We start from the raw sequence: 12101 nt of genomic DNA on the forward strand, positions 1-12101 counted from the left end.
TGACCAGTTGCGGATGCGGTATTGAGGTTTCATGGCAGGTTTTATATGTGATAACTGAAATTTACCATGCCTCTCCTGCCCGCAACCCCTCTTTCATGCAACAACGCCGCTCGGCTGCAAAACCACCCGACCCACGCCGTTGTGGTTGGTGGCGGCTATATCGGTGTGGAAGTGGCAGAGAATCTCATTCATCGGGGATTACAGGTGGATATTGTGGAACGACTGGGGCAAATTATGGCCACGATCGATCATGAAATGGCTAGAGATTTACAGTATCACCTCATCGATCAGGGTATCGATCTCCACCTGGATACAGCCGTCGCAGGATTTGAGGCTGTAGATGGACGAGTTCAGGTTGCTCTCTCAGATGGCACCCATTTAACCGCAGATCTGGTGATCCTTGCTGTGGGGGTACGTCCCAACACGGAGTTAGCGGTAAAGGCGGGATTACCTGTCGGGTCGCGAGGTGGACTCAAAATAGATAACCATATGCGAACCGTTGATCCAGATATCTACGCCATTGGGGATATGGTGGAAACTGAGCATACGATCACTAGACAGCCCATCTTAGCGGCACTGGCTGGGCCTGCCAATCGTCAAGGGCGCATTGCGGCGGATAATATTTGCGGGAAGTCGTCCACCTACGAGTCTACCCAGGGAACGGCGATTGTCAAAATCTTTGAGATGGTGGGGGGTGGCACAGGCGCATCGGAACAGATGCTCCGGCAAGCCAATATTCCCTATCGCAAGATCTATCTGCATCCTGCTGGGCATGCGACCTACTATCCTGGCACTGCAGCCATGCACATTAAGGTTCTCTTTCAGCCGGATGACGGTAAGCTGTTAGGGGCGCAGGTGGTGGGCTTTGACGGCGTTGATAAGCGGATTGATCTATTTGCGATCGCCCTTCGATCTGGATTAACCGTCTTTGATCTTGAAAATCTAGAACTGCCCTACGCTCCACCCTTTGGTTCTGCCAAAGATCCGATCAACATGGCGGGATTCTTAGGGGCAAATCTCCTGCGAGGCGATCACTTGCTATGGTACGCCGAAGATTATCCAGAGCACACCCAAGATGGACTCATTGTGGATGTGCGTACCCCCAAAGAATACGACGAATGGCATATTCCTGGAGCCATCAATATGCCGCTGAACACGGTGCGCGATCGCTATACTGAGCTTCCGAAAGATACTCCCCTTTTTGTCTATTGTCGGGTAGGCTTCCGAGGGTATTTAGCGTATCGAATTTTGGTACAAAAGGGATTTCAGGTCTTGAATCTCTCTGGTGGAGTACTGACCTTTAGCAGTTTTCATCCGACGGGTTACTCTACCGGGCAAGCGAACTATCCCTTTGTGGCTCATGCTGAGGATCAGATGGCTGAACAAATACTGGCGGCTAGTGCGGGTTAGGGAGCCGATGATTCGATAGATCCATTTCTAAAGTCTTATGTCTTTCTTGTCTCCCAACTTCTCCTCGACTGATATCCTACTCTAGGGGTTATTCTCTTCTCCCCTATACCGACTTCCCAACCCGATCTCGATGCTCACCTCATCGCCATCGAAGCCGTGACGGGAATTGATAATTGACGGAGGACGGGTGCCTGCCGAACATTGGCACGAGTCAGGACATTCGGGATCAACTTTGACAGAAGCAGAGACCGCTATATCCCTACGAGTCATTGGAGGAACTGATGTATGAAACGCCTTATTCGGTGGTGGAGTGTGATCAGTCTGATCCTGATCTGCAGCTTGGGGTTTCTGGGCTGGGCTCAGCCTGCCGTAGCCACAATGACTGGCCGCCAGACGATTCCCCTCTTGGCCGTCCAAACGAAGCTCTCTGAGGTCACAGATGAAATGGCCTGTCCTGCGTTGGATCAAAAAATAGACCTGAATAACGCGAAGATTTCAGCCTTCACCAACTGCCAGGGATTTTATCCCAATCTCGCCGTGTTGATTGTCCAAAACGGCCCCTATGACAAGGTTGAAGATGTCCTGAAGATTCCGAATTTGAGCGATCGCCAAAAAGCCCTGCTCAAAGCCCAACTCAAGAACTTCACCGTAACTCCTCCTCGGGTTCCCCTGGACATGCGAATGCCCGACCGATCCACGAGTCCTTTTATGGGGTAGGTAGGTGTTCAAAACGGGTTCTACCCATCGTTCATGCCGTTTCGGTGCCCCTCCGAGGGGAGGGGCGATCGCCCCTAGGTCGGTTAAGCTATGGGTAGGAATGGCGATAGAATAGGGATACCACTCTTGCTTTAAGCTAAGTTACGGGTCAACCCATGGTTCGCGCACCATCTCCCCCCCTCTCTTTACCAGAATTTCTGCTCCTGCCAGAAACCGAACCCGCCAGCGAATACATCAAGGGGGACATCATCCAAAAACCGATGCCCAAGGGACGCCATAGTCGCCTACAAGGAAAACTCTGCGCCACCATCAACCAAGTCGCAGAAGACGCCAAAATTGCCTACCCCTTCCCCGAACTCCGATGTACCTTAGCAGCAGCCCGTAGTGTTCCAGGAGGATGAATCCCTCCCGGTTCTACCGGAAATCCAACTAACCCTAACTGTGAATCAAATGTTTAGCTGGTTAACGATGCAGTAATTCAGTTTGGGTTGTCCCTGGCATTGATAGAAACCATCGAGCAACCCCACGGAATTGTGCTGTCAGTTCACCCTCCCCGCAACTAAAATTAAAGAAATGCTGCTAAACATTAAGACAGTCCGGCATTTGTTTTACATTTCAAGGGTTCAATTTATACTGAAATCCAGTTGAAACCTTAACCTGGGGCGCGATCACCATCTCTGTCCGGACATCCGTGCCCAGCGTTTCAGATCAACAACTTCAAAAAATGTGAGGATATGAACGATGGATATTAAACTCATTTTGACCGTGCTGACCCCCATCTTCATCGTGGCTTGCCTCTTCTTCGGTACCCGCAACGGCTTCTACGACACCGACAACTACCACGGCAACGGTTCTGCCCACTAAGTCCCATGCGGGTATGTTGATTCGGGGAAATCCTGTCTTTCCCCCTGACTGCGTTAAGGCTCGCAAAGCGGTAGCTAAGTCCGTTGAAGCTGGCAGCCTTCTCAAGCGTCTACAGGTGCAAACACATCTGTTCTGGGCTGCAATCCCCATTGAGCGATCGCCCACTGAGCCGTATTAGGAGACTTTGGACCCAAAAGGATCGCATCACAGTGATTGAGTTTGATTGTTTGCCCTATGGCGTTGGTCATGGACAAGAGGGGGTTTGTTTACGCATTCGCCTTGGTCCCCATCGTGTGCTACTCGATTGCGGATTAACGAATATTGATGCTCTGTTAAGCGTGGGGGACGGTCAGCCTCCGGCGGACTTTGTGATTTGTAGCCATGCCCATCCCGACCATGCGCGATCGCTTCTTGACCTGCATCGCGCCTTTCCCGATATGCCCATCTACGCCAGTGAAGTCACCTCACGACTCCTACCCCTGAACTGGCGCGAAGAACCAGATGTTCCCTTATTTTGCCGAGCGCTACCCTGGCGATCGCCCCTAGAAATCCAACGCGGACTATCCGTGACCCTTTGGCCTGCCGGACACCTCCCCGGAGCCGCCGCTGTTCTCCTAACCTACCACACCGCCAAACGCGACTACACCCTGTTCTACACAGGCGACTTTCTCCTCTCCAGTTCGCGCCTCGTGGAAGGGCTGCCGCTGGATGCCATGCGCGGATTGAAACCCGATGTACTGATCCTCGAAGGAAGTTATGGTACAGCTCGCCATCCCCACCGTCGCCAGCAGGAAAACCAGTTTGCCGAACGCATCCATCGGGCGATTGCCAATGGCCAGTCGGTGATTGTGCAAACTCCGGCCATGGGGTTGGGACAGGAAATCTTGATGCTCCTTCGTAGTCACCACCACTTCACCGGACGGGATCTCACCATTTGGGTGGATGAGGCGATCGCCCAAAGCTGTGATGCCTATTTGGAATTGCTGCCCCACTTCCCCAGCACCGTCCAGAACTTTGCCCGCCATCAGCCTTTATTCTGGGATGACCGAATTCGCCCCTACGTCAAGCGGTTGCCCGACGAGTTTCTCAAGGGAGATATGCAACTTCCTCAGCCCTCGGTGATCTTGATGGATGAAAACGCCGATGCCTGCCGTTACCTCACCCCTTCTGCCGAGAAATGGCTGCTGCTCCTGCCCGAACAGTGGCGACGAACGCCTGACGGTGGGCGATCGCCCTACGATCTCACGCGATTATCGCCCGCTGTCCAAGCCGCAATCCAATCCGGCAAACTCCAGGTGGATACCTACCTATTGAGTGAACACTGCGACGGATCGGGCACGACTCAGCTTATCCACAATCTCCGCCCCCAGCACGTCATCTTTGTTCACGGGATGCCGGAATACTTGTCCGATCTCACCAGCTTGGAAGAATTGCAGAATCGATACCACCTACACTCACCTGCCGCCGACACCGTTGTTGAACTTCCGATTGGCGAAACCTTCCTCCAGCCCGCCCCGCCGGATACCCGCTACGAAGGCGAACTCACCGAATTTGAAACGCTGGTGATGGTGACTTTGCCCGAATCGATCACGTCCGATGCGCGGTGGCAGGGCTTTGCCGACACGGGGCTTGTGGAAGCTCGGTGGCAAGGGGAGGAGCTGGTGCTGCGGGGGGTGTCGCAGCGGGAATTGCTCAACCAGGGCACGGAACCTAATCTCTCTCCAGAGGTTGAATGCTGTGAAAACTGTCAACATTACCGACGGCAGCGCTGCATGAGTCAGGCGTCGCCGCTGTACGGATTTCGGGTCAGTCCGGAGGGCTATTGTCCGGCGTTTGAATCGCTGAGTGCGTCGTCCTCGCGCGATCGCCGTGAGCAGTCTTCTTAAGCTTGCAAAAGTTGAATGCATGGGGGATGTTAGGTTCGCGATCGCCATAATTTGGGATCACGCCGAGCCTGGAAAACGGCTGTCATAACAACCCGGCTGGAAATCACTCGATGGTAAACAGCGTATGGGAATCGCCTAAGGACTGCTCGTCGAACATCTCGTTACACAATTGCATAGGACTCTGGCAATAGGCAGACTCGGTTGAGTATCTCATCCACACAGTTAATAAATTCATCGCCCAAACCAGGTTTTTGGCGTTCGTACCAGTTGTATGCATCGTTGATATCGTCACGAACGTCTGGACGAAATACCAGTGCATACTTCATGGCTGTTTCCTGACTGCCGCCTTAATCTCGTCCCAGGTGAGAATATTATCAGGATCACTCTCGTAGCCCTCAATTCGGCGATCGAGTTCATGTTTTTGCGTCTCGGTCAAATCAGGATAACTCTGTTCGGCTGCAATGCTATCCCAAATGGCTTGCACAAGGAGAATTCTATCCTCAACGCTCAACGTGGTAATTTCATTCAGCGTAGCTGTGATATCTATAAGACTCTGGAGGGAGATACTAGACAGCGCATATACCTCAAATATAGCCTCAATCGTTTGTGTGCCTTCGAAATTTACGACTGAGACATCAGTAATCGTCTCGGTTTGTTCGTCTGCAACAAACCCATCTAGTAGTGAATCATGGTGACGGTGGGACATTTCCCCCCTTAAAGCGAGGAAAGAACTCGGTTAGGGTTTGTTTACATCCAAACTGTTCCAGAACGTAGGGAAGATCCTGACGCCGAATGATGACTCGTAGTAGAGCGGGGATATCGTTCACTTGTTCGGCGATCGCCTTTGCCTGAGTTTCCGCGAGGCGTTTAAGGTACGTATCCCGAAGTTCGATCGTTAGGGCCACATCGCTGCTGGCATAGCTTTCTAAAAACTCTAGCCCATACTCAATGGTGGCATTAGTGGTACTTAACTCACGATGGAGCTTCGACCAAAAATCAGCCGATTTTCGGGTTTGGCGCTTTGCAATCAGAGCATAGGCCAGACCGATCAGAATGGAATAGATGGACTTGATATCAAAGTTGAATACCCCGGTCTCGATGTAGGCGTTGAAGATTGACACAAAGGTCAGCCCAAAGGCGATCGCCCACATGGCTAGGGAAAAACTGGGTTCTGGCTGAGCGATCAGATTGGCGATAAACCAAAAGGCGATCCCTGGCGTCACAAACTGCATCAATAGCCAGAGCCAGAACCCTTCATTTTTCCACGGCTCAAAGAATGGCAATCCCCGACAGCGATCGTCTAGCTGTTTATAGGCCACAACGACATTAAAAACTCCCGGCAGGAGCGCAATCAAAACCCAGGGTAACCATTCCAAAACCTTGCTCATCCCACGGCAGCACTTTGGGTTCCCGTCGTCACGACCGGATGCAACATAAAGTGCCCCTTCGCAGTCAAGGCCAAGTCCGCATCGGGATCAAGCTCCTGGTGTCGTTTGGAATGACAGAAGAAGGGTTGAATCCGCGAAAACAGACTTCCATTCAGCAGGGTGATATACCGTTCCTGCCAGAGCATGTGGATCACCGCCTGAACGTGGAGATCCGAGCCGTCCAGCAGCCGGATTAAGTCATTCATGGACAGGGGACGTTCGGAGATCGCCTTGAGGACTGCGATCGCGTGGGTATCCAAATCCACCAATACTTTTTGCAGCACCGTGAAGAATGCCCCGATCATACCTGCCGCAAAGGCTCCCGTTTGGACCTTGAGTTCGCGGAGCAGATGACGGACAGTATGCAGCGGCGAATCGGCTTTCAAAATCTCCACCACAATCCGTTCCCATCCCGGCGCGGATACGTCTGCCGTACTGGGGGTAAAGCTCTGCACCCGTTCTTGGGTTTGGTAATGGCGGTGCAGATCGTTGTAGGCGGATTCGTAATAGCCTTGTAAGCAGGTGTGTTGTCTGACCAATGCGCGCACATCATCGGCAACGTGCGGATCATGATGGGCAACGCGATCGCCCACCTCGTGAATTTTGTCTTCCAAATCAGACGTTAAAACGGGTGCAAGCTGCAATCGCGCCAGAGAAAAGGCTTGAAGGGTAATCGCATCCAAGACGTTCATACAATGATTGACCTGATTTGAATAACGGCGATCCATACACGAAACGGTTGCACCAGCTCTGGTGATCCTATTTTAAGCGGGGAATCTGGAATTGTTCCAGTGTCCTGGGGGCGATCGCCTCCAGTCGCCAGTACGGATCTCACTCTGCGGACGTTGGCCTAGTTTTGAGTTTTGAGGGTTTAGTTTTGAGTTGCAGATGCGTCACGCCAACGGTTTGAAGCCAATCAGCAACCTAGAGTTCCGCTGAGGATGGAGGTTGCTGTGTTGCTCCTAGGGCGGCGATCGCTACTCCCATTAAAATAATGACTCCTCCTAGAATCACCAGTCCGCCCGGATTTTCCTGAAAAAGGATAAAGGCGAGTAGTCCCGACCCGACGGGTTCTGCCAGGATCGTTAACGCCACTAGCGTCGGTGAAATCCAGCGCACGGCCCAGTTAAAGCTGGTATGGCCGACCAACTGCGGAAAAATCGCCATTAGCGCAATGCACAGGTAGACCGTTGATGAGTAGCTTGTATAGCTTGCCCCAAAGAGGAAGGGGAGCGGCAATAAACCCAGGGCTGCCGTCGCGTAGGTAACGACGATGTGGTTGGTGACGCTCAGTCCCAGTCGTTGCGCTTGCCGACCCAGCAGGAAGTGGATACTGACCGCAATGGAACCGATGAGCGCTAAGGCATTGCCCAAGGGTGGATTGATACCCGTCCCTCCGGTTCCGGCATCCGCGATGGTAATCACTAAGCTTCCGGTAATGGCAAAGCCAATGCCCACCAGCGTGGCGATCGCAGGCTTTTCTTTAAACCAAATCCAGGATATGAGCGCGACCCAGATCGGATTCGTGGTCACCAGACTGGTGGAGGCTGCCACGGAGGTGTAGGACAGGGATGAAATCCAGGTAGCAAAGTGTACGGCTAGAAATAGTCCTGCCGCAACGGAAAATCCGATCGCCTGGGGGGTGGGTGATGTTCCCCGAAAGCTCCGCCATGCCGGGAGCAGCATTAAACTCGCAACGGTGAGCCGCGAGGCCGCCAATACTAGGCTAAACCCTGCCCCTTGGACATCTGCGGCTGCAAAGGCAAAGCGGATAATGATGGCGGAGGTCGATGCTGCTAGCGTTCCGACCGCAAGAATAGAGGCAATTTTCCAAACCGGAGGCCGAGCGATCGCCATAAGCGCACCGAGACACAAGGAGCAGCCCATATTTTAGCCCGATATCAAATCCGGTGAATTCGTAATCGATGCCACAGCGGAGGGGCGAGTTTTGCCATTCACCCCTGGGATTGAGTCTTGCTTTACGTTAACCCCAAGGCGTTGGGGAACCACGGATAGGGATTCGAGAGCTGCAACGCAGGGGGGCTCGGTGCGGGTTGGGGCTTGGGTTCGGGCGCAGGGTTGAAGGAATAGGAATCTAAAGGCGTAGACGCTTGGGAGGCGATGATGGCACGGGCGATCGCATCCATCCGCCGCCGCTGATCCGCTTCAATCTTGGCGGCATCGTTGCCTAAACCGGGAGCATTCCAGGTTTGTGTATTCGGGTCAATGTAGGATCGCACCCGTGCCCATAGAATTGCCTCACTACCCCGCAATCCCATCTGGTATGCCTCCTGCAACCGATCGAGATAGCCCCCGTAGGATAGGGCAGCTTTAGGCGCTTGGTTGGCGAGGTCAATAGCATTCAATTGTTCTTCAATGCCAAGGGTCAGTCCGCGATTTGCGGCATCTTGCTGAATCTGACGCGCCTGATCGTTGAGGCGAAGTAACTGTTTTTGATCGGCCTCTTCTGGCGATGCTGCCCCGTGCTGGTAGGAAAACGTTCCCAAGTTAAACACACCATTGCCCGGATCGGTGTGCCCGTAGTAGGCCCAAGTCTTTGCGCCTTCCGGTGTGCGCGTTCCCTCGGCGGCACCTACAGCTTTGGCAACAAGGGAGTCGGTGCCCCCTGCAAACAGTTGATTTAACTGGTGGGCGGTTTGCGGAGGCAAGAAAGAGTCGGACTCTTGAGGGGTGCGATCGCCCTTCCAACTTGGCTGTGCAGGCTGTTCAATCGGATCTGGTGTACTTTTAGATGGAGAAATAGACTCATTAAACGACTCTATCGGTTCCCTAGAGATAGAGTCTTTCTCTGATGAATCTTTGGACGATGATGCCTTCAGCGGCGAGAGACTGAGGGATAGGGCTGGATCGGTAGAGAAGGAATCTGTGCTGACCTCTACGGCCTGACGCTGAGGTGTATCTTGATCGCTTATCTCCGGGTCTGACCCTATATCGTTAAACGCTTTAGAATCACCTATGGCCTTTACAGATGTGTCAAAGGGAGTGGGAGTATCCGACGTAGACTGAGCGGCCACGGGTGGAGTCGTGGTCAGTTGGGATAGGGCTGAGCCAAGGGCGATCGCCGCATACGACCAGTTGAGCCAAGTACCCTGGCGCGGCGTTAGTGGAGAGAGTCGATCTTTAGAATTAAAAGTGGATATCTTTTTCATGATCTGGATGGAGTTAAAACACGTTCGAGGAGTGGATTAGCAGGTTCAACGAGTGCCCAAGTGCCATCGGGCTGTTTCCGCAACACGGCAAAACTGAGGATATGGCTAGTGGCGATCGCTTCCCCCTGGTTCACAGCACCCAGTTTGGGATGGTCTACGCCGCACAAGCGCAGGAGATAGGCGGGCAATTCAGCACTCGTAAAAATGACGCAATCTCCGTTGTGAGGCTGCACCTCTCCAGTCATTGGGGCGTAGATCTTTCCGCCGTTTATATCTATGGAGATATCGCCCAGTCCGCCACGAATCGGGTGTCCCGCCACCTCAGTTCCGGGCTGAAACTGCCAACTTTGTTGAATTTTGAATTCTCGCGGAGAGGGTGGGCGATCCTGGCGTCCACAGGATGCTAAGCCTGCAACGAAAATCGCCAAAACTAATCCTCGCCCCAGCCAACCTAGAGAGTGATAAGTCGATTGATGAATACCTAAAGCGATCGCGATACGCATCTTGAACACCCTGTTACGCAAGGATTTCAAAAGTGGTTCTACCTCGATTGCCGAACGCCCTATGCCTAAACCATGCCCAGCCATCATTGGAATCTATCCCAAATTCAATGCCATCAGAACCAGTGGCGGCATCCCCTATCCGCCTGCTCAACATCGATCTATTGACTCAGACCAATTTTTGAAATGACAGTTACAGAGCCAAGACTGGAATTGCTGATGGTATAACGCATTTCCAACTCAACCCTGAACCCTCAAGCCTCAAAACTGGTATTAACGACTAGCGATTTACTTGAAATGCATACCCGGCATACTCGTTATCCTCATACAGCACCACCAGCCAGGTTTGTGGATCAAACGCCAACGGAAACACTTCCCGCTGGGATGCGACCCCTGCCCGAATCTCTAAGGGGGGTAGGGTGCAGTACGGTTCGTGGACGATATCGCGCACCGTTTGCATGGATTCTCGTTCCGGCACCGCCAAAAGTTCTAGCAGCGCTTCCCGCGACAGAGCCGACTGGGGTTGCACGATTTGTTGACAGGGCAGATTGGGGGGCGTTGCCTGGGACGATGGACGACTCGGCCATTGCACCATCAGGGTTAAGGCCGCCGCCATTCCCCCCAACACCATCACCATCGGACGATACTGGGTCGGGGGTGATGATCCCGAATTGGATGATTTTTGGGGATGTCGCTGCGGGAGCGAGGGAGAAGACGCGATCGTTGCAGAACGAGTGGCAGGCATGGAGCGTCGCCGCTCCCACGGTGAGGGATTAGTTGTCATTTTGTCCTCCATCTGCGGCAAACCACAGGCACGATACAGCAATACAAAACCAGATGCCTCCGAGCAATAGAATATTCATACTCTGCCTCCAAGCAGTAGACCAATCATGACGAACATCAATCGATAAGCCACCACCATTCGCATCGAGGGATAGTAGTGGGATAGGGCTAAACCCATCGCTGCAGGGGCAAGCAATAGTGCTAAACCCATGAGTCCACTGAGGGACCAAAGGGGAGATTGGAGAAACGTGGCCTCTACCACCATCCGTAAAAGAGTTGCCCCGGCTAGCCACCGCAATCCTTCTGCGATCGCCCTTGGCAGATCTAGATTGGGTTTGGGGGAGATGGGTGGAAGATGTGCAGGCGATCGCGGCCTATCCCAACCGTCGTCTACAAATGGGATAGATTCAGACGCATGTTCTGAGGGTGGAGAGAGAAGGGAATGGGGCATAACAGAGCATCTCCGGCTAGGGGAAATTCACAACGAGAATCGTAGGAATGAGATGACACCACACAGTAGCCCTGACTGGATGCGGCTTTGGCTCAAAACGCGATCGCGCGATCGGATGCTTACAGTAGGGCTGTACCATAAATTAGTACAAGTGTATCACAATAAATGGTACACAAGTACTATATTTGGGGTTGTTTTAGGAAGAAATTTTCTGAGATGCCCAAGGGCAGGGGCGATCGCCTGCTGATAGGGTTGAGTTTTGAGTTAGAGATGTCTTGGGCTGTGGGTGATTCCAGCGTTGGATCATGGAATGGTCATTTCGGAAATCGGGATGGCGAGGGATGTGTCAGGCCGATTCATGTCCTGCAAATATAAAAAAGCCTGGGGTGTTGTACCTCAGGCTTCTATATAAGCGAAGAATAATAGAGTTACTAATTGTCGAAAAGGAATATTCTAGTGCGATTATCGAGTATATTCGCGTCCCAGGAATCTCAGTGTTCTGGGCTGCTCCATGCAGTGAGGAACGTTGTACTGCTTGCGGTTATAGCGCTTACCCAGGAAGGTTAACGTTTCTTCCGTTGGAACGCCATCAATGGTCGATGGAGTGGTCTCTTAAGCTTTACCAAGAAAAGGCGTTGTTGCATGAAAGAGGGGTTGCGGGCAGGAGAGGCATGGTAAATTTCAGTTATCACATATAAAACCTGCCATGAAACCTCAATACCGCATCCGCAACTGGTCAGAGTATAACGCTGGATTGAAGGCTAGGGGAAGCCTCACCTTCTGGATCGAAGAATCTGTGCTGGGGCAGTGGGTGGTCGAGGAGTTGAGCGGCAAACCCGGCGCGTCAGTTCTTTATAGTGACCTTGCGATTCAAACAATGGCGACCGTCAAAG

At 52.7% G+C, this 12101-nt stretch carries 13 protein-coding genes and 2 pseudogenes; 6 read left to right on the forward strand and 9 right to left on the reverse strand.

The window, feature by feature from the left end:
- Positions 1-66: 66 nt before the first annotated feature.
- From IGR76_07890 to IGR76_07910, 5 genes and pseudogenes are all read left to right on the forward strand, one after another.
- Positions 67-1410 carry an FAD-dependent oxidoreductase gene (locus IGR76_07890; protein ID MBF2078430.1) on the forward strand — a complete coding sequence of 448 codons (1344 nt, stop codon included), beginning with the start codon at positions 67-69 and terminating at the stop codon, positions 1408-1410.
- Positions 1411-1695: 285 nt separating this feature from the next.
- Complete coding sequence (gene psbU, locus IGR76_07895) at positions 1696-2127, forward strand: photosystem II complex extrinsic protein PsbU (GenBank protein MBF2078431.1); 432 nt, start codon at positions 1696-1698, stop codon at positions 2125-2127.
- 155 nt (positions 2128-2282) lie between these two features.
- A pseudogene (locus tag IGR76_07900) lies at positions 2283-2604 on the forward strand (Uma2 family endonuclease).
- Between the two features lie 400 nt (positions 2605-3004).
- The gene (locus IGR76_07905) at positions 3005-3169 is read left to right on the forward strand and encodes a hypothetical protein (protein ID MBF2078432.1); all 165 of its coding nucleotides are present in this window, start codon (positions 3005-3007) and stop codon (positions 3167-3169) included.
- 34 nt (positions 3170-3203) lie between these two features.
- On the forward strand, positions 3204-4877 hold the full coding sequence (locus IGR76_07910; GenBank protein MBF2078433.1) for an MBL fold metallo-hydrolase: 1674 nt from the start codon (positions 3204-3206) through the stop codon (positions 4875-4877).
- A gap of 29 nt (positions 4878-4906) precedes the next feature.
- Here the strand turns inward: IGR76_07910 and IGR76_07915 are convergent.
- From IGR76_07915 to IGR76_07955, 9 genes and pseudogenes are all read right to left on the reverse strand, one after another.
- A pseudogene (locus IGR76_07915) lies at positions 4907-5203 on the reverse strand (type II toxin-antitoxin system RelE/ParE family toxin).
- Positions 5200-5424 (reverse strand): addiction module protein, encoded by a 225-nt coding sequence (locus IGR76_07920; GenBank protein ID MBF2078434.1) that lies wholly within the window; start codon positions 5422-5424, stop codon positions 5200-5202. Before IGR76_07920 ends, IGR76_07915 begins: the two are co-directional and overlap by 4 nt.
- 139 nt (positions 5425-5563) lie before the next feature.
- The gene (locus IGR76_07925) at positions 5564-6265 is read right to left on the reverse strand and encodes a hypothetical protein (GenBank protein MBF2078435.1); all 702 of its coding nucleotides are present in this window, start codon (positions 6263-6265) and stop codon (positions 5564-5566) included.
- Positions 6262-6996 (reverse strand): hypothetical protein, encoded by a 735-nt coding sequence (locus tag IGR76_07930; GenBank protein ID MBF2078436.1) that lies wholly within the window; start codon positions 6994-6996, stop codon positions 6262-6264. Before IGR76_07930 ends, IGR76_07925 begins: the two co-directional genes overlap by 4 nt.
- A 232-nt stretch (positions 6997-7228) precedes the next feature.
- Positions 7229-8161 (reverse strand): DMT family transporter, encoded by a 933-nt coding sequence (locus IGR76_07935; GenBank protein ID MBF2078437.1) that lies wholly within the window; start codon positions 8159-8161, stop codon positions 7229-7231.
- A gap of 122 nt (positions 8162-8283) precedes the next feature.
- A complete protein-coding gene (locus IGR76_07940) occupies positions 8284-9474 on the reverse strand; it encodes a hypothetical protein (protein ID MBF2078438.1) in 1191 nt (396 codons plus the stop codon).
- Entirely contained in the window at positions 9471-9896 is a 426-nt protein-coding gene (locus tag IGR76_07945) for a hypothetical protein (GenBank protein MBF2078439.1), read from the reverse strand. Before IGR76_07945 ends, IGR76_07940 begins: the two co-directional genes overlap by 4 nt.
- Before the next feature lie 358 nt (positions 9897-10254).
- Entirely contained in the window at positions 10255-10758 is a 504-nt protein-coding gene (locus IGR76_07950; protein ID MBF2078440.1) for a hypothetical protein, read from the reverse strand.
- A 75-nt stretch (positions 10759-10833) separates the two neighbouring features.
- On the reverse strand, positions 10834-11208 hold the full coding sequence (locus IGR76_07955; GenBank protein ID MBF2078441.1) for a hypothetical protein: 375 nt from the start codon (positions 11206-11208) through the stop codon (positions 10834-10836).
- Between the two features lie 706 nt (positions 11209-11914).
- Here IGR76_07955 and IGR76_07960 point away from each other — a divergent pair.
- On the forward strand, positions 11915-12101 hold a 187-nt coding region (locus tag IGR76_07960; GenBank protein MBF2078442.1), incomplete at its 3' end, for a transposase.

This window comes from Synechococcales cyanobacterium T60_A2020_003 (genome assembly GCA_015272205.1).
In the GTDB taxonomy this organism is placed as follows: domain Bacteria; phylum Cyanobacteriota; class Cyanobacteriia; order RECH01; family RECH01; genus JACYMB01.

What these genes read in the sequence shown, in the direction of transcription:
- IGR76_07890 (MBF2078430.1), top strand. Translation starts at nt 67, where the DNA reads ATGCCTCTCCTGCCCGCAACCCCTCTTTCATGCAACAACGCCGCTCGG.
- psbU (MBF2078431.1), top strand. Translation starts at nt 1,696, where the DNA reads ATGAAACGCCTTATTCGGTGGTGGAGTGTGATCAGTCTGATCCTGATC.
- IGR76_07905 (MBF2078432.1), top strand. Translation starts at nt 3,005, where the DNA reads ATGTTGATTCGGGGAAATCCTGTCTTTCCCCCTGACTGCGTTAAGGCT.
- IGR76_07925 (MBF2078435.1), bottom strand. Translation starts at nt 6,265, where the DNA reads ATGAGCAAGGTTTTGGAATGGTTACCCTGGGTTTTGATTGCGCTCCTG.
- IGR76_07930 (MBF2078436.1), bottom strand. Translation starts at nt 6,996, where the DNA reads ATGAACGTCTTGGATGCGATTACCCTTCAAGCCTTTTCTCTGGCGCGA.
- IGR76_07935 (MBF2078437.1), bottom strand. Translation starts at nt 8,161, where the DNA reads ATGGCGATCGCTCGGCCTCCGGTTTGGAAAATTGCCTCTATTCTTGCG.
- IGR76_07940 (MBF2078438.1), bottom strand. Translation starts at nt 9,474, where the DNA reads ATGAAAAAGATATCCACTTTTAATTCTAAAGATCGACTCTCTCCACTA.
- IGR76_07950 (MBF2078440.1), bottom strand. Translation starts at nt 10,758, where the DNA reads ATGACAACTAATCCCTCACCGTGGGAGCGGCGACGCTCCATGCCTGCC.
- IGR76_07955 (MBF2078441.1), bottom strand. Translation starts at nt 11,208, where the DNA reads ATGCCCCATTCCCTTCTCTCTCCACCCTCAGAACATGCGTCTGAATCT.